Raw genomic sequence first — 22,136 nt, 5'->3', positions numbered from 1 at the left:
AGGGGACAACGAGGGAGAGGCCCCGGCGGCCGGTCCCAGGACGTGCCCCGGAGACCGCCCCCAGGGCACGTCCTAAGCGTCCCGCTTCTTGAGCAGTACGTAGCCGCCGACGAGCGCCGCCGCGACCCAGACGGTCATGATCAGCAGGCCGCCCCAGGGACCGTAGGGCGCGGCGTCGTCCAGTGGCGGCACCACCTGCATGATCTTGCTGCCCGCCTGGTCGGGCAGGTACTGGCCGATCTTCTTGGTCGCCGAGACGTTCCCCAGGATCGGCGCGAGCAGGAAGAAGAGCGGCATCAGAATGCCGAGCGCGAGCATCGGGCTGCGCAGCATCGTGGCGACACCCATCGAGAACATGGCGATCAGCGTCATGTAGAGACCGCCGCCGATCACCGCGCGCAGCACCCCAGGATCGCCGATGTTCGCCCGCAGGTCGCCCAGCATCGCCTGGCCGAGGAAGAAGGAGGCGAAACTCGTCACCATTCCCACCACGAGAGCGAGCACCGTGGCAATGGCGATCTTGCTGATGAGGAACGAACCGCGCTGCGGAACCGCCGCGAGCGAGGTGCGGATCATTCCGGTGCTGTATTCGTTCGACACCACGAGCACACCGAAAACGATCATCGCGAGCTGACCGAGCGTCGTTCCCGCGAAACTCACGAACGTCGCGTCGAAGGTGAGCTTGTCCTCCGCGTTCAGATTCTTGAATTCGTTCTTCGCGAGAATACTGATGAGTACGCCGAGACCGATCGTCACGACCGCCGCCAGTCCCAGCGTCCAGACCGTGGACTGCACTGATTTGATCTTGGTCCATTCCGACTTGAGCACCTGCGTGACCGCCATGGCTCAGGCCCCCTTCCGCTGCTGCTTCGCACCGGTGTCCCAGCCTGCTCCCCAGCCCGCCCCCGGCGGCGCCCCGGCCTCCGGCGGCCGCGTCACCTCGCCGTTCGAATGGGCGTGGTACTCGACGGACTCCGCGGTCAGCTGCATGAACGCATCCTCCAGGGACGCCTGCTGGGGACTCAGCTCATGGAGGACCAGCCCGGCGCGGGCCGCGAGCTCCCCGAGCTGGTCCGAGGACGCCCCGTCCACCTCCATAGCGCCGCCCTTGCCGTTGACCGGCGTGATCCCGGCCGCGTGCAGGACATCGCGCAACTGTTCCTGCTGCGGGGAGCGCAGGCGTACGTAACTGCGGGAGTTCTCCCGGATGAAACCGGCCATCGAGGTGTCGGCCATCAGCTTGCCCTGGCCGATGACGACCAAGTGGTCGGCGGTGAGCGCCATTTCGCTCATCAGGTGAGAGGAGACGAAGATGGTACGGCCCTGGCCCGCCAGCGTCTTCATCAGATTGCGGATCCAGTGGATGCCCTCGGGGTCGAGCCCGTTCACCGGCTCGTCGAACATCAGGATCTCGGGGTCGCCCAGCAGCGCGCCCGCGATGCCCAGGCGCTGGCCCATGCCCAGCGAGAACCCCTTCGCGCGCTTCTTCGCGACCGACGTCAGGCCGACCGTGTCGAGGACCTCGGAGACCCGGCTGCTCGGGATGCCGTTGCTCTGGGCCAGGCACAGCAGGTGGTTGTACGCGCTGCGGCCGCCGTGCATCGCCTTGGCGTCCAGGAGCGCGCCGATGTACTTCAGGGGGTCCTTGAGGTCGGTGTAGTGCTTCCCGTCGATGCGGACGTCGCCCGCCGTCGGCGTGTCCAGGCCCAGCAGCATCCGCATGGTCGTCGACTTGCCGGCCCCGTTCGGGCCCAGGAAGCCGGTCACGATGCCCGGCCTTACGGTAAAGGTCAGATGGTCGACGGCCACCTTCTCGCCGTAACGCTTCGTCAGCCCCGTTAGCTCGATCACTGGGATCCACCTCGCGAATGCAGCATGACGGCCAGGCTAGGGGCGCGCGAAGCCCCCCGCCACCGGAATGGCGAGGGGCTTCGGGCTGCGTAGCGAACCGCGTGAGCGAACCGCGTAACGACTAGCGGGTCTGCTGCGCGGGCACCCCGCGTGAGATCGGCTCGTCGTCGGCCGGCGCACCGGCGGCGGCGACGGCCGCACCGGTCAGCGTGGCCAGCATCTCGCGGACGTTGGTCAGCTGAGCGTTGATCGAGTCGCGGCGGTTGGTGAGCGCCGCCAGCTCGCGCTCCGATTCGCTGCGGATCCGGTCGGCCTTCGCGTTCGCGTCGGCCACGATGTCCTCCGCCTGGCGCTGCGCGGTCTCCACCGTCTGACGGGCGCGGCGCTCCGCGTCCGTACGCAGCTTCTCGGCCTCCAGGCGCAGCTGCTCGGCGCGGTGCTCGATCTCCGCCAGGCGCTTCTCGGCCTTCGCCTGACGCGAAGCCAGGTCGCGCTCCGACTGCTCGCGGCGCTTGGCCAGGTTCGTCTCGAAGTCCGCGGCGGCCTGGGCGGCCTTGGCGCGGGTCTCCTCGAAGAGGGCGTCGGCCTCCTCGCGCTTCTGCTGCGCGTCCTTCTGGGCCTCGCTGCGCAGCGTCGAGGCGTCACCCTTGGCCTTCTCGACGATACGGACGCCTTCGTCGTCGGCCTTCGCCTTGCGCTCCGAGGCGAACGACTCGGCGTCGTTGCGCACCTGCTGGGCGGCGGACTCGGCGAGCTCGCGGTGCTGCTCGGAGGCGCGGCGGGCCTCCTCGCGCAGGTCTTTGGCCTCCTCCTCGGCGAGGCGGAGGATCTTCTCGACGCGCGCACCGAGACCGGCGTACGACGGCTCTGCGTCGCTGACCTGGGCCTGGGCGTTCTGCGTCTCGAGGTGGAGTTCCTCGATGCGCTTTTCCAGAGCAGTGATTCGGGCAAGTGCACTGTCACGGTCGGCGACGAGTTTGGTAATGCGGTCGTCCACCTGACCGCGGTCGTAACCACGTCGCACGAGCTCGAAGCCGAACGGGGAGGAAGGGTCGCTCATGGGGTTCCTGTCGAATGAGACCGGTGAGGTGTTAGGGGGAATCCTAGGGGCCAGGGCGGCGTGTCATCGAGCCAATGCCGGTTTGGTCTGGAGAATGACACCCCTTTTGAGTGGCTAACCCTCGGATGACTTGCCACCCGAACGAGTTGCGCCCGCTGTCGCGGCCGCCTTGACCGACCCTGCCCCAGGGCCGCTGTTCGATGCCACTTTGCCGCCGGCCGTCGGCGCCTCGAAGGATTCCAGCGCCTCAAGTACGTCCTGAACACGGGAAATCTCGGCCTGGATGTCCTCACGGCGGCGTACGAGCACATCGAGTTCGCGTCGGCCCTCCTCGACCATGCGCGTGGCCTCGGCCTCCGCCTCGGCGTGCGTCCGCTCGGCCTCCTTTACCAGCTCGGCCTTCCGCTGTCCGGCCTCCTTGAGCAGCGCCTCGGCCTTCCTGACCGCGGCGATACGGACCTTGGCGGCCTCCGAACTCGCCTCGGAGACCATCTCCTTGGACTTCGCCTCGGCCTCGGCCTGCTGCTCCGTGGCCGCCTTCATCAGCTTGTCGACGCGCTCGCCCGCCGTCCGCATCTGCTCGGACGTCTCCCGGCGGGCCCGCTCGTGCATCTCCTCGATCTCGCTCTCCAGGCGAGCCCGCAGCTCTTCCGCCCGCTCCCTTATGGCGGTCGCGTCCCGGCGCGCCCCGACCAGCAGCTCGTCGGCGTCCGTACGGGCCTTCTCGACCAGGGTGTTGCCCTCGACCGTGGACTCCGCGACGAGACGCTCGGCCTCCTTGCGGGCCGCCCCGACCATCGTGTCCGACTGCTCCTCGGCCCGGGTCGCGGTCAGCAGCGCCTCCTCCTGGGCCTTGGCCATCAGCTGGTCGGCCTGCCCGGCCGCGTCGCCGCGCCGCTTGGACGCCGCCTGACGGGCCTCGTCGAGCAGCCGGTCCGCCTCCTCGCGGGCGTCGGTACGCATCTTGTCCGCCGCGCTCTCGGCCTCCGCCCGTACCTTCTGCGACTCCGACCTGATGCGTTCCGCGGCCTGCTGGGCCGAGCCCACCGTCTCGGCGGCCTCCGCGCGCAGCCGCTCGGCCTCGCCGCTCGCCTCCGACACCAGCTGGTCGGCCTGGGCCGCCGCGTCACCGCGCCGCTTGTCCGCGGCCCGGCGCGCCTCGTCGAGAACCCGCTCGCTCTCCCCGCGCGCCTCGGCGCGCAGCCGCTCCGCGCCTGCTTCGCCGTCCGCCTTGACCTGCTCGGCCTCGGACCTGATCCGCGTCGCGTCCTGGCCGGCCGCCGTCAGCGACTGCACGGCCTCGGCCGCCATCCGCTCCGCCTCGCCCGTCGCCTCACCGATCAGCCGGTCCGCCTGAGCCGCAGCCTCGTTACGGATCCGGTTGGCGTCCTCACGGGCCTCGGCGCGCGAACGGGCCGCGTCCTGGTCGGCCGAAGCCAGCGCGTCGGAGGCCTCCGTACGCATCCGCTGGGCCTGCTCCGAGGAGTCGGTACGCAGCCGCTCCGCCTCGGCGATGGCGTCCCCGACCGTGCGCGCCGCCAGCGTCTTCGCCGCGTCCGTCTCCTCCTGCGCGGTGCGGCGCAGCAGGCCCGCGTCCTGCGACGCCCGCTCCCGCTCCGCGTACGCGTCGGCGCGGACCCGGTCCGCCTCCTCCTGCGCCTCGGACTTCGTACGCTCCGCCACATGCTCGGCGGCCGACCGCATCCCGGCGATCTCCTGCTCGGCCTGCTCGTTCATCCCGGCCACGGCGTCCCGTACCTGCTGCGCCGTCTGCTCGGCGGCCGCGACCAGCTCCGTCGCCCGGTAGTCCGCCTCCTGGACCAGACGCTGCGCCTCGGCCTGCGCGTCCTCGACCCGCTTGCGGGCGGAAGCCAGCAGCTCCTCGCCCTGCTCGCGGGCCGCCGCACGCTCCCGCTCGGCCTCCTCGCGCGCCCCGGCCAGCGTCTCCTCCGCCTCCCGGCGGCGCCTCGCGGCCTCCTCCTGGGCGGCGGCCAGCGCCTCCGCGGCCTCGGCGCCCACCCGCTCCGCGGCGGCCGCTGCCTCCGCGCGCATCCGGTCCGCGCTGTCCTGCGCCTCCGCCTTTAGCCGCTCCGCCTCGTTCGAAGCCTCACTGCGCAGCCGAACGGCGACGGCCTCACCCTCGGCGCGCGACCGCGAGGCGTCGGCGGCCGCCTCGTCGCGCAGCCGCTCGGCCTCCGACTCCGCCTGCCCCTGGAGCGTACGTACCCGCTCCGACGCCTCGTTCCTGAGCCGGTCGATCTCCTCGCCGGCCTCCCGGCGCAGTCGCTGCGCCTCGCTCCTGGCCTCGCCCAGCACCTGCTCGGCGGCGGCGACGCGCTGCTCGGCCTCGGTGCGCAGCCTGCTGAGGTTCTCGGCCGCCTCGGCCTGACGGGCCGTGATGCCCCGCTCGGACTCCTCGCGCAGCGCGCCGGCCGCCTCCTCGGCGTCGGCGGCGATGCGCCCGGCCTGCTCCTCGGCCTCCGTGCGCAGCTGGTCGGCCTCGGACCGGGTGCGCTCCAGGGTCTCCTCGGCCTGCTTGCGCAGCGACGTGACCCGCTCGATCGCCTCGCCCCTGACCCGCTCGCTCTCGGCGCTCGCGGACGTACGCAGCTCGTCGGCGTCGTTCCTGGCCTTGGTCAGCAGCTCCTCGGCGGTCCTGGCCGCCTCCTCGATCTGCTGCACGGCCTCGCGGCGTGCCTCGCCGCGGATCCGCTCGCCCTCCGCGGCCGCCTCGGCCCGCAGCTGCTCGGCCTCGCCGCGCAGCCTGCGCGCCTCCTCCTGCAGCTCGACCGTCTTGGCCCGGTACTCCTTGGTGTCGTCCTTGGCCGCGCCCTTGAGCTGGTCGGCCTGCTCCGCCGCCTCGCTGCGCAGCCGGTCGATCTCCGCCTGGGCCTCCCGGCGGATCCGCTCGGCCTCCTCGGACGCCTTGCGGGTGGTCTCCTTGGCGTCGTCGGACGCCTTCGTCAGCACCTCTTCGGCGCTGCGGGCCGCCTTGGCGAGCTGCGCCGCCGAATCCTCGGCCGCGACCGTACGCGCCTTCTCGCCGGCCTCGGTCACCAGCCGCTCCGCCTCGGCGGCGGCGTCGGCGCGGGCCTGCTCGGCCTCCGTCTTCAGCGCCTCGGAGTCCTTCGTGGCCTCCGCGACGAGGCGGGCGATCTCGGACTTGGCCGTACGGGTGCGCTGCTCGTTGACGGACTCCGCCGTCGCCAGCTGCTTCGCCGCAGAGTCCTTCGCCTCGGTGAGGACCTTCTCGGCCTCGGCGCGCGCCTCGCGCAGCGCGGTCTCGGCCTCCTGTATCCGCTGCTCGGCGGCGCGGCTCAGCTCGGTGGCCTGGCGGCGTGCCTGGTCGGACTCGGCGGTCGTCGACGTACGCAGCCGCTCGGCGTGGGTGGTGGCCTCCTGCGCCTGCGTGGAGGCGGCGTTCAGCAGGCGCTCGGCGTCCTTGCGGGCGCGCAGCAGAATCGCTTCGGCCTCGCTGCGGGCGTTCTCCGCCTCGGAGCCGAGGCGCTGGCGGGCCTCCTGGGTGACCCGCTCGGTCTCGGCGCGGGCGGCGGCCAGGGACTGCTCGGCCTCCGCGCGGGACTCCTCCAGGAGCCTGCGGGCCTGTGCCTCGGTACGGGCCCGCAGTTGCTCCGCCCACGCCACGTTCTCGTTGACGTGCGCCTCTACGGTCTGCCGGCGTTCGGACAGCTCCTGGTCGAGCCGCTGGCGGCGGGTGACCGCCTCCGAGTGCAACTCGGCCTGGAGCCGGGACTGGTGCTCGGCGTGCTCCTGGAGGATGCGCTGCGTCTGCGCCCGGGCGTCGCGCAGTTCGCGTTCGGCGTCGGTGCGCAGTTGCTCGGCCTGGATCTGGGCGTTGCGCAGCAGTTGTTCGGCCTGGTAGCCGATGTCGGCGGCATCGTAGGCAGGACGGGACGCGAGGTTGCGGCGCGCCTCGTGGAGCTTGGCGCGCAGCACCTCGACCTGGTAGCCGAGATCCTCGGCGTGCTGAACCGCCTTCTCCCGCTCCGTCTTCAGCCGGTCCATCTCGGCTTCGAACCGCGAGAGATGATCGGTCTCAGCGTGCTGTTGGCTCTCCTGGCGTTCGTAGCCCCGCACGGTGCGGTCCCATCCGTCCCCTGGTCGCAACTCTTCCGAACTCTCCGAACAAGCACCACCCTGACATCGGGCGGCCCCCGGGGGGAATGGTGTCAGATCGACGGTGAGGCATGGGTCGCAGGCCCCGGTCCGGTCCCGGAGCCGGAATCGCCCACTCTACCGGCCGTGGAATGCGGAGGTCAGTGCTCCTCGGGGGAAGTGGGGGCGGAACCGGAGGCGGAGGCGGACGTGACGAGTTCGGTCAGTACGCCGTGGCAGTCCTTGGGGTGGAGGAACGTGATCCGGGAGCCCATCGAGCCGATGCGCGGCTCGTCGTACAGCACCCGTACGCCCTTGCCCCGGATGTCCGCCGCGTCGGCGTCCACGTCCGGGGTGCCGAAGGCGATGTGGTGGACGCCCTCCCCGTTCTTGGCCAGCCACTTTCCGACCGCGGAGTCCTCGCGGGTGGGCTCCAGGAGCTGGAGGTAGGTGGCACCGCCGTCCGACGTCTCGTTGATCTTGAGCATGGCCTCCCGGACGCCCTGCTCCTCATTGACCTCCGAGTGGAACACTTGGAAGCCGTAGGTCGAGCGGTAGAACTCGATGGTCTTGTCGAGGTCGAAACAGGCGATCCCGATGTGGTCGATTCGCGTCAGCATGGGACCAGTGCAGCGCGGAGGGCGGTGGTTACGCAACGTGCGCGCGATCACACTTGCTGCCCGGTGACCGGGCCGGTACCGCTCAGTACATTGAGGTAAACCGTCGTTCACTCCTCATCCCAAGGGGCCGTGCCTCATGCCTGGAACGAACCGCACTACGTCCGTCATCGTCGCGGGTGCCCGTACGCCCATGGGCCGGCTGCTCGGCTCGCTGAAGTCCTTCTCCGCCGCGGACCTCGGCGGGTTCGCGATCAAGGCCGCCCTGGAGCGGGCCGGTATCGCCGGGGACCAGGTCCAGTACGTGATCATGGGACAGGTCCTGCAGGCCGGGGCCGGGCAGATCCCCGCCCGGCAGGCGGCCGTCAAGGCCGGGATTCCCATGAACGTGCCGGCTCTGACCATCAACAAGGTCTGCCTGTCGGGGCTCGACGCGATCGCGCTGGCCGATCAGCTGATCCGCGCGGGCGAGTTCGACGTGGTGGTGGCCGGCGGCCAGGAGTCCATGACGAACGCCCCGCACGTGCTGCCGAAGTCCCGTGAGGGCTTCAAGTACGGCGCGATCGAGATGCTCGACTCGATGGCCCACGACGGGCTGACCGACGCCTTCGAGAACATCGCGATGGGCGAGTCCACCGAGAAGCACAACACCCGGCTCGGGATCGCCCGCGGCCCGCAGGACGAGTTCGCCGCGCAGTCGCACCAGCGGGCCGCCGCGGCCCAGAAGAACGGCCTCTTCGACGCGGAGATCACGCCCGTCGAGATCCCGCAGCGCAAGGGTGAGCCCGTCGTCTTCTCGAAGGACGAGGGGATCCGGGCGGAGACGACGGCCGAGTCGCTCGGCAAGCTGCGGCCCGCCTTCACCAAGGACGGGACGATCACCGCGGGCACCGCCTCGCAGATCTCGGACGGCGCCGCGGCGGTCGTGGTGATGAGCAAGGCGAAGGCCGAAGAGCTCGGATTGGAGTGGATCGCCGAGATCGGGGCGCACGGGAACGTCGCCGGGCCCGACAACTCGCTGCAGTCGCAGCCGTCCAACGCGATCACGCACGCGCTGGGCAAGGAGGGCATCGGGGTGGACGACCTCGACCTCGTCGAGATCAACGAGGCGTTCGCGGCTGTCGCCGTGCAGTCGATCAAGGACCTCGGGGTGTCCCCGGAAAAGGTGAACGTCAACGGCGGCGCGATCGCTCTCGGCCACCCGATCGGGATGTCCGGGGCTCGTGTGGTGCTGCACCTCGCGCTGGAGCTGAAGCGCCGGGGCGGCGGGGTCGGGGCGGCTGCGCTGTGCGGCGGCGGCGGTCAGGGCGATGCGCTGATCATCAAGGTCGCGGGCAAGTAACCCCGTTGTACGCAGGTGCGTACATCTTCTAGGAGCGGAGTTGTGATGCAGGACGTCCCCGAGCTGGTGGCTCAGGCACGAGAGGGCCGGCCGCGTGCCGTTGCCCGGCTGATCTCACTGGTCGAGGGGGCGTCCCCGCAGCTGCGCGAGGTCATGGCGGCGTTGGCCCCGCTGACGGGCGGTGCATACGTGGTCGGGCTGACGGGGTCGCCCGGTGTCGGCAAGTCGACTTCTACGTCGGCGCTCGTGTCCGCGTACCGGCGGGCCGGGAAGCGTGTCGGCGTGCTGGCGGTGGACCCGTCGTCGCCGTTCAGCGGGGGTGCGCTGCTGGGGGACCGGGTGCGGATGTCCGACCACGCGTCGGATCCCGGCGTGTACATCAGGTCGATGGCCACCCGCGGGCATCTGGGCGGTCTCGCGTGGGCCGCGCCGCAGGCGATTCGGGTGCTGGACGCGGCCGGGTGCGATGTGGTGCTGGTCGAGACGGTCGGGGTCGGGCAGTCGGAGGTGGAGATCGCCTCGCAGGCGGACACGTCCGTGGTGCTGCTGGCGCCGGGGATGGGCGACGGGATTCAGGCCGCGAAGGCGGGGATCCTGGAGATCGGTGACGTGTACGTCGTGAACAAGGCGGACCGGGACGGCGCCGACGCCACCGCGCGGGAGCTGAACCACATGCTGGGCCTCGGGGAGTCCCGGGGGCCGGGGGGCTGGCGGCCGCCCATCGTGAAGACCGTGGCTGCGCGGGGCGAGGGGATCGACGAGGTCGTCGAGGCGCTGGAGAAGCACCGGGCGTGGATGGAGGAGTGCGGCGTACTGGCGCAGCGCCGGGCGAAGCGGGCGGCGCACGAGGTGGAGACGATCGCTGTCACGGCTTTGCGGGAGCGCATCGCTGACCTGCGCGGTGACAGGCGGCTGGGGGCGTTGGCGGAGCGGATCGTGGCGGGGGAGCTGGATCCTTATGCGGCGGCGGACGAGTTGGTGGCGGGGCTGACGGAGGGGTAGGCGGGTCTTGGACGCGGGGTGCCGGTGCCGGCTGCCGGGGGTGGGTGCGGGTGCCGGTGCCGGCTTGCGGGGGTGGGGGTGCCGGGGGCGGGGCGCTCCGGGGGCGGTATTCGGGACTGCATGATTTAGGCGCGTAGCGGGGTTGCGTCGCGAAACCGGCGTTCAGCGCCACAAATCACGCTCTACGTCCCGAACACCACCCCCTGCGCGCCCCGCCCCCTGCGCCGGTGGACGAACCGCGCGGGTGGCCGGGTGGTCAGTCGTCGTCGTGGGTCGGCGTCACCTTCGCCGACGTTGCGTCGACCTTGAGCTCGTGCTCCCTGCCGTCCTTGCCCCGGATCTCCGCCTCCCACGCACCCGTGCCCTCGTCGTCGTCGAGTTCGATCGACGTCAGAGTCCCCGGACGCGTCTTGAGCGCCGCCGCGGCGGCCTCGTTGATGTCGACCTTCGTCGCCTTCGGGGCGCGGTCCCCGTCGTCGGAGAGACGTGCCTCGGCCTTTGTGGCGTTCACGTCTACTTCGTGCCACTTGGCGTCCTTGCCGTAGACGTCGACCTCCCAGACCTGGCCGTCGTCGAGTTCGGCGCCGGCGACCGTGCCCGGGACCGACTTGGCCGCCGCTGCCGTCGCCTTGTCGAGCGTGGTCGCCTGCGTTGCCGGCTTCGCGTCGTCGGTGGTGGCGAACGCCGTGGCGCCGGTCCCGACGAGCAGGGCCGCGGCGGTGGTCGCGATGACGAGCTTGCGCTTCATGGTGGTTCCTCCCGAGTGGTTCGGTTCGACATGGACCACCGTGCCGGGGACATGCTGAAGCGGACCTGAAGGGTGCTGAAGGCGTCTTCAGGTCCGGTTTGGGAACCTGGGCGCATGCGCTTGTTGATCGTGGAGGACGAGAGGCGGCTCGCGACGGCCCTCGCCAAGGGGCTCACCGCCGAGGGATTCGCCGTGGACGTGGTGCACGACGGGCTCGAAGGGCTGCACCGGGCCGGGGAGGGTTCGTACGATCTCGTGCTCCTCGACATCATGCTGCCCGGCATGAACGGCTACCGGGTGTGCGCCGCTCTGCGCGCCGCCGGGAACGACGTGCCGATCCTGATGCTGACGGCGAAGGACGGGGAGTACGACGAGGCGGAGGGGCTCGACACCGGCGCCGACGACTATCTGACGAAGCCGTTCTCGTACGTCGTGCTCGTCGCCCGGGTCAAGGCGCTGCTGCGCCGCCGCGGCGCCGGGGCTTCGCCGGTGGTCGAGGTGGGGGAGCTGCGGATGGACACCGGCAGTCGGCGGGTGCATGTGGGGGAGGACGAAATCCTGCTCACCGTAAAGGAGTTCGCCGTGCTGGAGCAGTTCGCCGTGCGGGCCGGTGACGTGGTCAGCAAGGCGCAGATCCTGGAGCACGTGTGGGACTTCGCGTACGACGGTGACCCCAACATCGTCGAGGTGTACGTCAGCGCTCTGCGCAGGAAACTCGGCGCCGGGCGGATTCAGACGGTGCGCGGCGCCGGGTACCGGCTGGTGAGGGGATGAGGCGGCTCTTCGGTTCCGTACGGGCGCGGGCGGCGCTGGGGGCGACCGTGGTGGTCGCCGTCGCGCTCGTCGCCGCGGGGCTCGCCGTGCTGCTGGCCCTGCGGTCCAACCTCATCGACCAGGCCGGGCTGCAGGCCGAAGTGGGGTCCCGGGAGGTCGCCTCGCAGGTGGCTCTGGGGCGGGCGTACCGGGATCTGGAGCTGCCCGACGACCTGCCGGCCCAGGTGGTGGGCGAGAGCGGGCGGGTCCTGGCGGTGAGCGAGGATCTGGAGGCGATCGACGGAACGGGCAGTCCCGATGTGCGGGCCGCCGCGGTGGCCGAGCGGCCGGCGGGTGGGGATGGGGATGGTCCGGGGCGGGGTGAAGTGTCGGACGACGATGCCGAGTTGATGTCGGGGAGTGCGACCGTCGAGGGGGAGCGCGGCGACTACCGCTTCGCCTCCGTGGAGGCCACGTCGCCGGACGGGCAGAGTGTGCGGGTGTACGTCGGTGCCCCGCTGGCCGCCGAGCAGAGCGCCGTCGGCACGGTGGGCGAGGCCATGCTGATAGGGCTGCCGCTGCTGCTCGTCGTGGTGGGCGGGGTGACGTGGCTCGTGACACGGCGGGCGCTGCGGCCGGTGGAGGGGATCCGGCGGGAGATGGCCGCGATCACCGCCTCCGAGGACCTGTCCCGGCGGGTGCCCGAGCCCGACGCCCATGACGAGGTGGCGCGACTGGCCGTCACCACCAACGAGACGCTGGCCGCGCTGGAGGCGTCCGTCGAGCGGCAGCGGCGGTTCGTCGCCGACGCCTCCCATGAGCTGCGCAGCCCCATTGCCTCGCTGCGGACACAGCTCGAAGTGGGCGCGGCCCACCCGGAGTTGCTGGACCTGGACGGCGCGGTCGGGGACACCGTACGGCTGCAGGCCCTGGCCGCCGACCTGCTGCTGCTCGCCCGGCTCGACGCGGGGGAGCGGCCCGGGCACGCGCGGGTGGATCTGGGTGCGCTGGTACGCGAAGAGGTCTCGCAGCGCAGCGACGGCCTGCCCGTGAGCGTGCTGGCGCAGGGGTCGTACGACGTGGCCGGATCGCGGGGGCAGCTCGCGCGCGTGCTCGGCAACCTGCTCGACAACGCCCAGCGGCACGGGAGAAGCGCGGTCGAGGTCCGGGTGCGGGGCGAGAGCGGCGCGGTGGTGCTGGAGGTGAGCGACGACGGCGGTGGGGTGCCCCCGGCGGAGCGGGAGCGGATCTTCGAGCGGTTCGTGCGGCTGGACGACGCCCGCAGCCGCGACGAGGGTGGCGCGGGGCTCGGACTCGCCATCGCCCGCGATGTGGCGCGACGGCACGGGGGAACGCTGAGTGTGACTGAGGGGGGCCTGGGTGGGGCCCTGTTCGAGCTGCGCCTGCCCGCTGCGGGTGGGCCTTGACGGTGCGGTGGGCCTTGACGGTGCGGTGCGAGGAAAGCGCGGCGGTGCTCTCCTCGCGCGGGTCAGGCCTTGCCGCGGCAGCCGCGCAGTTGCTCGACCACGGGGGTGAGGGAGGCCTGGATACCGGCGAGCGCTTCGGGGGACAGCAGGCCGATGAAGTGCCGGCGTACGGACTCCACGTGGTGCGGGGCGACCTGCTTCATGGTGTCGCTGCCCTGGTCGGTGAGTACGGCGTACAGACCGCGGCGGTCGGACTCGCAGTTCGCCCTGCGGACCAGTCCCGCGCTCTCCATGCGGGTGATCTGGTGCGAGAGTCTGCTCTTGGACTGAAGAGTCGCCGCCGCGAGGTCGCTCATGCGCAGCCGCCGCTCGTCCGCCTCGGAGAGGTTGACCAGGATCTCGTAGTCGTTGATCGTCAGCCCGAACGGCTGAAGGTCTCGTTCGAGCTGGTGCGTCAGCAGCCGGTTGGCATCCAGATAGGTGCGCCAGGCGCACTGCTCCGCATCGGTCAGCCAGGGGGTGGCCGTCTCGGTCTCCATGTATGGATTCTACCTAAGAAGTTGAATATTGGACAAAGTTGCGCCGCGTGACGTACGTAACAGGGATTCCGGGCGCAGGGGTGCAGGCGTTCGACGTCACACTCCGCAGACTACCGCTCACAGCCCGAAGCGACGCTGGAGGTCCCCCAGCTGACCGGGAAGGCGCGGTGCCGCGCCCGGCTGCCCCTGACCGCCTCCGTGGCCGCCCGGCACCCCCCGCTGGTCCGGGGTCGCCCCTGTGGCCTGCTCGGGCATGAGGGCCTCGGTGGACTGGAGCAGCACCGTACCGGCCCCCATGAACTCGAACTGGTGCTCCTCGCCCGACGTCCCGCCGGCACCGGTCAGTGTCCGGATTCCGCCCAGCCGACCAGCGCCTGCGGGTCCACCCGGATCGGCGGCTCCATGAAGACCACCGGGCCGTTGGACGCCGCGACGAACTTGCCCGTGCGTGGCTGCGCGAGCACTTCAAGGACGACCCGAAGCCAGAGATCAACATCGCCTGGCGTCGCGATGAGCAGCCCGACCCGGCAGCTTACCGGCGCGTGCTGGAGATCCTGTTCAGTCCACGCGCTGACAATCCCTCAGCGTAAGATCGTGCCCGCATGGGTGACCCCGGCAGCGCGCCAACGCCCCGGGGTCTGGCCAGTCACGAAAGGACTGACATGACCAAGACTCTCATGTCCGCGATCAAGACCGCGGGCAGGGCCGTACGCGTCGACACACTGCGTGCTGTGGACTACCTCCGAGTGTCCACAGAGGAGCAGGCCAAGGGCTACGGCATCACCTACACCGGCAAGAACACTCGCAAGTACATCGCCAGTACATCGCCAAAAAGGGATGGAAGCACGTCGGCACCTACGCCGACGATGGCCTGAGCGGGAGCCTTGAGGCGCACGAGCGCCCCGACCTTCAGCGCCTCATGGCCGACTCGGTAAAGACGCCCCGCCCCTTCGACATGGTGGTAGTCAACGAAGGGCGGGCCATCGGCCGCACCGGCCGCGCCTTCTGGCGCTGGGTCTGGGACCTGGAAGACCTCGGTGTGTATGTCGCCGTCGTGGACGGGGACTTCGATAACTCCACCGACGAGGGCCGAGCGCGCATGCGCGACGCGGCCAGCTACGCGGAGAAAGAGCGCGAGCGATCCGCAAGCGTACCCAGGGCGGCATTCAGGAGAAGGCCGAGGACGGTCTGTACCCCGGAGGCACCATCCCCTTCGGGTGGGCCGTCGCAGACGGCCGGTACATCGTCTGCGAGAAGGAGGTGAAGGCACTACGCCGCGGACGCGAGGTCTACTTGGCCAAGCGCAACTGGCGGACAGTGGCCCTTGCCTGGAACGCCGAAGGCCAACTTACCCGCACGGGCAAGCAGTGGACAGGTAAGAATGCGCGCCGAGTCATGCTCAGCGAAGCGACACTGAACAGCCGCATCATCTGGCGCGGCAAGGACGCGGCCCGCCGGCCGGACGGCTCTCTCATCTTCGGCGAGCAGGTCATCATCAAGCTGCCGAAGGTCTTCGAGAAGGCAGAAGCGCAGGAGCTGCGTCACGCTGCTGAACCCGCCCCCAAGCGGCCGCGGAGCAACGGCAGAGTTTACATCCTCTCCGGGCTCCTGACCAGTCCGTGCGGCAGCGTCTACCGCGGCCACAAACGCCGCCACTACGGCAGTGACTACCGATGCAGGGGGCGGGAGGAGAGGTTCGCCGGCTCCGATAGCGGCTGTACGTGTCCAGCCCTGGACGTTGACGCCATCGAAGGGAGCGTATGGCGAGACCTGGTCGAACTGCTCGCTGACGCCGATCGCCTGAAGGCTATGGCTCAGGATTGGATCGGGGCCAGGGCCGGCGAGCACGTCGACCACGTCAGTCGCATCGCTCAGCTTGATCAGCAGATCGCTGAACAGGCCCAGGTGCTTAACGCGACCATTGCGGTCGCGGCCCGGCAGGCCGCCGCGCGCGGGCTCGGTGACGCGGAGGTGGAGGCCGCCGCGGAGGCGGCCATCCGCCCCTTGAACGAAGACCTGATGGGTCTGGAGAAGCTGCGCGGCGAGGCCGTCGCGTGGCAGCGCGACGGCGAAGATGCGTCACGTCGAGCCCAGGACTTCGAGCGCCTGGCCGAAGCTGCTCGTACCGACCTGGGCGGCCTCACGCCCGAGCTGCGGGCGGAGCTGCTCCAGTTGCTGGAGCTTCGGGCGGAGGTCGTGCGCTGCGCACCCAGGCGCCAGGGCGTCGCCTGTCGGATCACTGACTGGTTCACGACCCGCGAGCGCCTCGTACCCGAACTGACCGACGATGCGTGGCGGAGAGTCGAGCCGCTGCTGAAGGGGCGCAGTGACGCCGCTCCCAAGCGGCCGACGCTCGAAGCGCTGCTACTCAAGGCGCGCACAGGGGTGCGCTTCAAGGATCTGCCCGGCGAGTACGGTAATCCCGCCTCGCTCCAGACGCAGGCGAACCGGTGGCGAGCCTCTGGCGCCTGGGATGCGGCGATGGATCTGCTGAAAGACGAACCAGGAGCGCCGGCCTGGCGGCCCGACCCCGTCGAAATCAAGGTCACCCTGCGACCGCTGGCGATTGAGTCCAGCATTGGCGGAGGGGACCGTTAGGGAAGCCGCGCATGCCCTCACCGCCGCCGGACATCTTCTTGAAGGCCATCTGGCCGTCGTACGCGACCATCGAGCCGTTCTTCGCCTTGACGGCGTCGCCGGACATGTCGACGGCGAGCACCTTGCTGCCTTGCAGTCGGAACTGAGCCACGTCACACACGGTAACCCGGCCCAGGACCCTGATAAAGGGGCCGCGAGGCGAACTGCCACAATGGCCCTCCGAGCTTGTGCGGACATTCACAAGATCGGGAATCAGCTCCCGCGACGACGAAGGTTGCCCCTCCGTGGACATCAAGACCGCTTCCGCTCTCCGCCGCCTCCGCCTGGTGTCCGCACCCGAGGCGGTCTCGTTCCTGCTGCTGCTCGTCTGCTCGGTGCTCAAGCGCACCACGGAATTCAACGCGGTCCCCGTTATGGGCGCGATCCACGGGCTGCTCTTCGTCCTGTACGTCCTGTTCTGGCTCGACGCCTGGAACCGTACGAAGTGGCCGCTGAAGACCGCCGCCTTCTACTTCCTGATGTCCGTCCTGCCAACCGGCGGCTTCTTCGCCGACCGCCGCCTGGTGCGCGAGGCCGAGGACGCCGTCATCGCGGGCCGTGCCCGCAAGCAGGGTGTGGTCGGCGCATGATCGTAGCCTTCTCCGTCAGCCCCCTGGGCGTGGGCGAGGATGTCGGTGAGTACGTCGCCGACGCGGTCCGCGTGGTCCGCGAGTCCGGGCTGCCCAACCGCACCGACGCGATGTTCACCTCCATCGAGGGCGAGTGGGACGAGGTCATGGACGTCGTCAAGCGCGCCGTCGCCGCAGTCGAGGCCCGCGCCCCGCGGGTGTCGCTGGTGCTCAAGGCCGACATCCGGCCTGGAGTCACCGACGGGCTGACCTCCAAGGTCGACACCGTCGAGCGCCATCTGAGCGCCTGATCCCGCTCTACGACACGACCCCGCTTCACAGCCTTCATGACGAAGCCCCCGGCCACTGTGGTCGGGGGCTTCGTCGGCTTCGTCAGCTCCGTCGTGCGCGGCCCGGATCAGGCGCGGGCCGGATGGTGCGGGCCGAATCGCAAAAAACGCCCGCTCGGACGCCCTTGGTTCGACACGCCGCCAAATGTCCCTTTTGGTAGGGGTATCGGGACGCTCTCGACTTCTGGAGGCACTGTGCGGCCGGAAGGCTACGACTACGACACCCACAGCCGGCTCGCCGGGCCGCTGACGGAGCCGGGCTCCGCCGCGTACCGGGTGCAGTACCGGAGCCTGATGGCCCAGGAACCACACCGAATACGGGCCGTGCTGCTGATGACGCTCGCCCCGGTGCTGTCGGCTCTCCTGCTCGTCTACCTCGTATGGCCCACTCACTGGACCGAGCGTGAGGGCGGCGACCGCTGGCTGGTCCACCTCGACATGGTGATGCTGGCCGCCATCGGTCTGATCATGTTCTTCATGCTGGTCAACGTGGTGTCGATCGCGCACGCCACGATGGTCGCCAGGGACCCCGTACCGGTGAAGCCCGAACCCGGGACCAGGGTCGCGTTCCTGACGACGTACGTTCCCGGCAAGGAACCGCTTCCGATGGTGCGGGCCACTCTGCAGGGCGCGGTGCGGCTGCGTCACGACGGGCTGCTCGACGTGTGGCTCCTCGACGAGGGCGACGACGAGCACGCGAAGGCGCTCTGCGCGGAACTCGGGGTACGGCACTTCACCCGGCGCGGCATCCCGGAGTGGAACACCAACAAGGGCCCGCACCGGGCGAAGACCAAGCACGGCAACTACAACGCCTGGCTCGCCATGCACGGCAACGGGTACGACTTCTTCGCCTCCGTCGACACCGACCACGTGCCGCTCGTCAACTTCCTGGAGCGGATGCTCGGTTACTTCCGTGACCCCGACATCGCCTTCGTCGTCGGGCCGCAGGTGTACGGGAACTACGAGTCCTGCGTCACCAAGGCCGCCGAGTCGCAGCAGTTCCTCTTCCACGCCCTGATCCAGCGGGCCGGCAACCGCTACGGCGCCCCCATGTTCGTCGGCACCAACAACGTCGTGCGAGTGAGCGCCCTCAGGCAGGTCGGCGGCCTGTACGACTCGATCACCGAGGACATGGCCACCGGCTTCGAGCTGCACCGCAGGCGCAACCCGAGGACCGGGCGTTTCTGGCGGTCCGTCTACACCCCCGATGTGCTGGCCGTCGGTGAGGGGCCCGCCTCCTGGACTGACTTCTTCACCCAGCAGCTGCGCTGGTCGCGCGGGACGTACGAGACGCTGTTCAAGCAGTACTGGAAGGCGCCCTTCCGGGTGCCGCCCGGCCGGCTCCTCACGTACACCCTGATGCTCGTCTACTACCCGATGACCGCCGTCAACTGGCTGCTCGGCATCCTCAGCTGCGTGCTGTTCCTGTGGTTCGGGGCGTCCGGCACCCAGGTGTCCTCGTCAGTCTGGCTGATGCTCTACAGCGACGCGGCGGCGCTCCAGATCGGGCTGTACCTGTGGAACCGGCGACACAACGTCTCGCCGCACGAACCGGAGGGCTCCGGCGGGCTCGCCGGCATGGCGATGTCCGCGCTCTGCGCGCCGATCTACGCCAAGTCGCTGGGCTCGGCCGTGCTGCGTACCCGTGGCAGGTTCGTGGTCACCCCCAAGGGCGGCCAGGCGAGCCCCGACCGGCTCATGACGTTCCGCATCCACCTGTTCTGGGTGGCGGTCCTCGTCAGCTCCTTCGCGGCTTCCTTCCACTTCGGTCACACCCACGCGGCGATGCGCACCTGGGCGGTGCTCGCTCTGGTCATCGCGCTGTCCCCGGTCGCTGTGTGGTGCTTCACCCTGCTGCGGGAGCGGGCCGCCGCCAGGGAGACGGCGCCGGTCGGCAGGCCCAGCAGCGCCGCACCGGGCGAGGAGCCGGAGCCCGCGCTCGTCACGACGACCGGAGGGAACTGATCCATGGCTTACCGGCCGACGAAGAAGTTCAAGAAGACGCTGCTGGGCAGCGGCGCGGTCGTGGTGCTCGCCGGGCTCAACGCCCCGGCCGCGCTCTCTTTCGCCGAGGAGAAGTACCACGCGTACAAGATCGCCCAGCCCGCCTACAAGGCGGAGTACGGATCGTGGAACACGGTCGACATCCCCGAGAAGTACCGGACGAACGCGATCCACGCGGCGCTGCTGCACACCGGCAAGGTGCTGATCATCGCGGGCTCCGGCAACGAGCAGGCCAAGTTCGACGAAGGGTCCTTCGACACCGTCCTGTGGGACCCGGCGGACGACTCGTTCGAGCTGGTGCCGACCCCCGAGGACTTCTTCTGCGCCGGTCACGCGCAGCTCCCCGACGGGCGGCTGCTGGTGGCCGGCGGCACCGCCCGCTACGAGGTGCTCGGCGACGAGGTCATGCGGGCCGGCGGCGGGATGCGGGTGAAGAACGAGAACCCCGACAAGCCCATCACGTTCAAGAAGGGCACCCGTTTCCGCTCGCCGTCGGGCGTCGTGTACGTCTCGAAGTTCGATGTGACCGTGCCGAAGGCCAAGCGCGGCTTCAAGGTCTCGTACGCCAAGAGCGGGCGCATGCTGCCCTGGAAGACGAAGGTCACCGCCTCCGAGACGCGGGTCTTCGTCGAGGCCGCCAAGGAGGGGCAGCAGTCCATCGTCAAGGAGTCCGCGCAGTACGAGATCGAGGGGCTGACCGGCAAGGACGCCGACAACGCGTACGGCATCGCGGCGGGCCTCACCATGGACAAGCAGGACTTCCAGGGGATCAAGGCGGCGTACGAATTCGACCCGAAGGCCGAGAAGTACATCCCGGTCGACCCGATGAAGGAGGCCCGCTGGTACCCGACGCTGGTGACGCTCGAAGACGGCAGGGTGCTCGCCGTCTCCGGTCTCGACGACGTCGGCGCGATCCTGCCGGGCGACAACGAGTACTACAACCCGAAGACGAAGAAGTGGTCGAAGGCGCCCTTCCGGTACTTCCCGACGTACCCCGCGCTCTTCCTCACCAAGGGCAACAAGATCTTCTACCCCGGTTCGAACGCCGGCTACGGCCCGGCCGACAAGGGCCGTGAGCCGGGCATCTGGGACCTGGAGAAGAACACCTTCAAGAAGGTCGACGGGCTCAGCGACAAGGACCAGACCGAGACCTCGGCCTCCCTGGTGCTGCCGCCGGCCCAGGACCAGAAGGTGATGATCCTCGGCGGCGGCGGAGTCGGCGAGTCCGACAAGGCGACCGGGCGTACGGCGATCATCGACCTGAACGAGAAGAGCCCCGCGTTCAAGACGGGCCCCGAACTCCCGCAAGGCACAAGGTACTTGAACAGCGTCATCATGCCGGACGACTCGGTCTTCACCAGCGGCGGCTCCAGGGACTATCGCGGGCGCGGCGCCAGTAACGTCCTCAAGGCGCAGTTCTACGACCCCAAGACCAACGCCTTCAAGGAAGCCGCCGCGCCGACGGTGGGCCGCAACTACCACTCCGAGGCGCTGCTCCTGCCCGACGGGCGGGTCGTCACGTTCGGCTCGGACTCGCTCTTCGGAGACAAGGACAACACCAAGCTCGGCAAGTTCGAGCAGCGCATGGAGATCTACACGCCGCCGTACCTCTTCCGGGACACGGCGATGCGTCCGGTGCTGGGGGCGGGTCCGCGCGAGCTGGCGGCGAACGGGCGGGCTACGTACGAGACCAAGCACCCGGAGCGGATCGAACGGGCCCGGCTGATGCGGCCGAGCGCGGTCACCCACACCACGGACGTGGAGCAGCGTTCGATCGAGCTGGGCGTGAAGAAGGGCAAGGGCAAGGTGACGTTCGAGGTGCCGGACGACAAGTCGCTGGTGCCGCCCGGCTACTACATGCTCTTCGTCACGGACGTGCAGGGGACGCCGTCGAAGGCGAAGTGGATCCACGTGGGTGAGTGAGGCCCCTCCGGCGCGGTCTCCGTTACGACTTCGCGCGGCGGGCCAGGCCCAGGGCGTAGTCCGGCCACCAGGTGCCCGCCGCCGGGCCGCCCCGGCACTGGCCGTCGGAGTCGCCGGGGCGCTTGATCCACAGGAACGCGTCGAGCAGCGGGTCCTGGGCGCGGTCGCTGGGCGGCGTACCGAGGGCGCGGTCCGGCGGATTGCACCACGCGTCCCGGCGGCCGCCGGACAACGGGCCGTTGCCGTTGCGGCTGCTGTCGATCACGTAGTGGGCGCCGCCCAGCAGCCCTGACAGCGTGCCGCCGAACGCCCGGACCGTCTCGTCCTTCTCGAAGTTGGAGACATTGAGCGAGATGCCGTCGGCCCGGTCGACTCCCGACCGCTTGAGCGGCTCGACGAGCTTGGCCGGGTCGTCGATCCAGGCCGGATTCCCGGCGTCCAGGTACACCTTCGTCTTCGGCTGGCGCTTCAGCCGGTCGACGGCCTCGGAGAGCAGCGCGGTGCGCTCGTCGTGATTCTCCGGCGGGGTGCAGCCGTCGACGATGTGCGCCACCGCGTCCGGCTCCAGGACCACGATGGCCGGGGCGTCACCGATGCTCGCCGCGAACGTATCGATCCAGTTGCGGTACGCGCCGGCGTCGGCGGCCCCGCCGGCGGAGTGCTGGCCGCAGTCACGGTGCGGAATGTTGTACGCGACGAGTACCACGGTCTTGCCGTCGCCCGCCGCACCCTTCACCGCGCTCTTGATGGCGGGCGCGGGGTCGTCGGCGTCCGGCCAGTCGGCGACGGGCCGGTCGGCGATACGCCGCAGCTCCTCGGCGTCCGCGCCGCGCCCCTGCTCCTCCCAGGTCGCGACCTGGCGGGCGGCGTCGCTTTCCGGGTCCACCCAGAACGGCGACGCGTTGCCGACCCGGGCCCCGGCCTCGCTCGCCGCGGCGGCGGGCTCTTCCCCCCGCCCCGGCGTGCCCGCCTCCGGCCCGGAGCTGCCGGATGAGCAGCCCGCGGAGGCGAGCGCGAGCAGGGCCGCGACCACTGCGGCGGTGAGCGTACGGGTCGGCATGCGGCCGGACATCCAGCCCCCTTGAACGGATCGACTGGGCGGGTACGAACCGGGCAATCGTTGCATAACGATCACCTCGTACCGCTGTGCGACACCGGCGGGGGCACTCGCGGGGGCGGCGGCGGGACCGAAGTGCGA

The 22,136-nt window shown here is 70.2% G+C and carries 19 protein-coding genes and 2 pseudogenes; 11 read left to right on the top strand and 10 right to left on the bottom strand.

The window, feature by feature from the left end:
- Positions 1-72: 72 nt before the first annotated feature.
- The 5 genes from ACU6WZ_RS07275 to mce all read right to left on the bottom strand — a co-directional run bounded on the left by ACU6WZ_RS07275 (position 73) and on the right by mce (position 7,647).
- The gene (locus ACU6WZ_RS07275; protein WP_447032294.1) at positions 73-843 is read right to left on the bottom strand and encodes an ABC transporter permease; all 771 of its coding nucleotides are present in this window, start codon (positions 841-843) and stop codon (positions 73-75) included.
- Between the two features lie 3 nt (positions 844-846).
- On the bottom strand, positions 847-1,851 hold the full coding sequence (locus ACU6WZ_RS07270; protein WP_447032293.1) for an ABC transporter ATP-binding protein: 1,005 nt from the start codon (positions 1,849-1,851) through the stop codon (positions 847-849).
- Positions 1,852-1,972: 121 nt separating this feature from the next.
- Complete coding sequence (locus ACU6WZ_RS07265; protein WP_447032292.1) at positions 1,973-2,911, bottom strand: coiled-coil domain-containing protein; 939 nt, start codon at positions 2,909-2,911, stop codon at positions 1,973-1,975.
- A gap of 114 nt (positions 2,912-3,025) precedes the next feature.
- Positions 3,026-7,009, bottom strand: coding sequence for a polarized growth protein Scy (scy, locus tag ACU6WZ_RS07260; protein WP_447032291.1), 3,984 nt, complete (start codon positions 7,007-7,009; stop codon positions 3,026-3,028).
- 179 nt (positions 7,010-7,188) lie between these two features.
- Entirely contained in the window at positions 7,189-7,647 is a 459-nt protein-coding gene (gene mce / locus ACU6WZ_RS07255) for a methylmalonyl-CoA epimerase (protein WP_447032290.1), read from the bottom strand.
- A 136-nt stretch (positions 7,648-7,783) separates the two neighbouring features.
- On the opposite strand from mce, the gene ACU6WZ_RS07250 reads away from it, so the two are divergent.
- Positions 7,784-8,986 carry an acetyl-CoA C-acetyltransferase gene (locus ACU6WZ_RS07250; RefSeq protein WP_447032289.1) on the top strand — a complete coding sequence of 401 codons (1,203 nt, stop codon included), beginning with the start codon at positions 7,784-7,786 and terminating at the stop codon, positions 8,984-8,986.
- A gap of 45 nt (positions 8,987-9,031) precedes the next feature.
- Positions 9,032-9,988 carry a methylmalonyl Co-A mutase-associated GTPase MeaB gene (gene meaB, locus ACU6WZ_RS07245; RefSeq protein WP_447032288.1) on the top strand — a complete coding sequence of 319 codons (957 nt, stop codon included), beginning with the start codon at positions 9,032-9,034 and terminating at the stop codon, positions 9,986-9,988.
- A 256-nt stretch (positions 9,989-10,244) separates the two neighbouring features.
- Here meaB and ACU6WZ_RS07240 read toward each other — a convergent pair whose 3' ends face one another.
- Positions 10,245-10,736, bottom strand: a complete 492-nt coding sequence (locus ACU6WZ_RS07240) for a PepSY domain-containing protein (RefSeq protein WP_447032287.1) — start codon at positions 10,734-10,736, stop codon at positions 10,245-10,247.
- 114 nt (positions 10,737-10,850) lie between these two features.
- Between ACU6WZ_RS07240 and ACU6WZ_RS07235 the strand changes: the two genes are divergently transcribed.
- Positions 10,851-11,510, top strand: a complete 660-nt coding sequence (locus tag ACU6WZ_RS07235) for a response regulator transcription factor (RefSeq protein WP_447032286.1) — start codon at positions 10,851-10,853, stop codon at positions 11,508-11,510.
- A complete protein-coding gene (locus tag ACU6WZ_RS07230) occupies positions 11,507-12,916 on the top strand; it encodes a sensor histidine kinase (RefSeq protein WP_447032285.1) in 1,410 nt (469 codons plus the stop codon). The genes ACU6WZ_RS07235 and ACU6WZ_RS07230 overlap by 4 nt, the downstream gene beginning before the upstream one ends.
- A gap of 62 nt (positions 12,917-12,978) precedes the next feature.
- Here ACU6WZ_RS07230 and ACU6WZ_RS07225 read toward each other — a convergent pair whose 3' ends face one another.
- Together ACU6WZ_RS07225 and ACU6WZ_RS07220 are read right to left on the bottom strand one after the other, a co-directional pair.
- Positions 12,979-13,455: a MarR family winged helix-turn-helix transcriptional regulator gene (locus ACU6WZ_RS07225; protein WP_447032284.1), complete on the bottom strand. Its 477-nt coding sequence runs from the start codon at positions 13,453-13,455 to the stop codon at positions 12,979-12,981.
- A 117-nt stretch (positions 13,456-13,572) separates the two neighbouring features.
- Positions 13,573-14,009: pseudogene (locus ACU6WZ_RS07220) on the bottom strand (AIM24 family protein); the annotation flags it as partial.
- A 108-nt stretch (positions 14,010-14,117) separates the two neighbouring features.
- On the opposite strand from ACU6WZ_RS07220, the gene ACU6WZ_RS07215 reads away from it, so the two are divergent.
- The 3 genes from ACU6WZ_RS07215 to ACU6WZ_RS07205 are packed head-to-tail and all read left to right on the top strand — an operon-like array spanning position 14,118 to position 16,053.
- The gene (locus ACU6WZ_RS07215) at positions 14,118-14,330 is read left to right on the top strand and encodes a hypothetical protein (RefSeq protein ID WP_447032283.1); all 213 of its coding nucleotides are present in this window, start codon (positions 14,118-14,120) and stop codon (positions 14,328-14,330) included.
- Positions 14,279-14,719, top strand: coding sequence for a recombinase family protein (locus ACU6WZ_RS07210; protein WP_447033908.1), 441 nt, complete (start codon positions 14,279-14,281; stop codon positions 14,717-14,719). The genes ACU6WZ_RS07215 and ACU6WZ_RS07210 overlap by 52 nt, the downstream gene beginning before the upstream one ends.
- Before the next feature lie 29 nt (positions 14,720-14,748).
- Entirely contained in the window at positions 14,749-16,053 is a 1,305-nt protein-coding gene (locus ACU6WZ_RS07205; protein WP_447032282.1) for a transposase, read from the top strand.
- Positions 16,054-16,057: 4 nt separating this feature from the next.
- Here the strand turns inward: ACU6WZ_RS07205 and ACU6WZ_RS07200 are convergent.
- Positions 16,058-16,204: pseudogene (locus ACU6WZ_RS07200) on the bottom strand (AIM24 family protein); the annotation flags it as partial.
- Positions 16,205-16,337: 133 nt separating this feature from the next.
- Between ACU6WZ_RS07200 and ACU6WZ_RS07195 the strand changes: the two are divergent.
- The 4 genes from ACU6WZ_RS07195 to glxA all read left to right on the top strand — a co-directional run bounded on the left by ACU6WZ_RS07195 (position 16,338) and on the right by glxA (position 20,938).
- Positions 16,338-16,682: a DUF3817 domain-containing protein gene (locus ACU6WZ_RS07195; RefSeq protein WP_447032281.1), complete on the top strand. Its 345-nt coding sequence runs from the start codon at positions 16,338-16,340 to the stop codon at positions 16,680-16,682.
- On the top strand, positions 16,679-16,972 hold the full coding sequence (locus ACU6WZ_RS07190) for an MTH1187 family thiamine-binding protein (protein ID WP_447032280.1): 294 nt from the start codon (positions 16,679-16,681) through the stop codon (positions 16,970-16,972). The genes ACU6WZ_RS07195 and ACU6WZ_RS07190 overlap by 4 nt, the downstream gene beginning before the upstream one ends.
- Positions 16,973-17,206: 234 nt before the next feature.
- Positions 17,207-18,976 carry a glycosyltransferase family 2 protein gene (locus ACU6WZ_RS07185; protein WP_447032279.1) on the top strand — a complete coding sequence of 590 codons (1,770 nt, stop codon included), beginning with the start codon at positions 17,207-17,209 and terminating at the stop codon, positions 18,974-18,976.
- 3 nt (positions 18,977-18,979) lie between these two features.
- On the top strand, positions 18,980-20,938 hold the full coding sequence (glxA, locus tag ACU6WZ_RS07180; protein ID WP_447032278.1) for a radical copper oxidase GlxA: 1,959 nt from the start codon (positions 18,980-18,982) through the stop codon (positions 20,936-20,938).
- Positions 20,939-20,960: 22 nt separating this feature from the next.
- Here glxA and ACU6WZ_RS07175 read toward each other — a convergent pair whose 3' ends face one another.
- A complete protein-coding gene (locus ACU6WZ_RS07175; protein WP_447032277.1) occupies positions 20,961-22,010 on the bottom strand; it encodes a glycoside hydrolase family 6 protein in 1,050 nt (349 codons plus the stop codon).
- Positions 22,011-22,136 lie beyond the last annotated feature (126 nt).

It is taken from the genome of Streptomyces hypolithicus (assembly GCF_052934925.1).
Note: the sequence above shows the minus strand (reverse complement) of the source record. Positions and strands in the feature narration are given on the sequence as shown.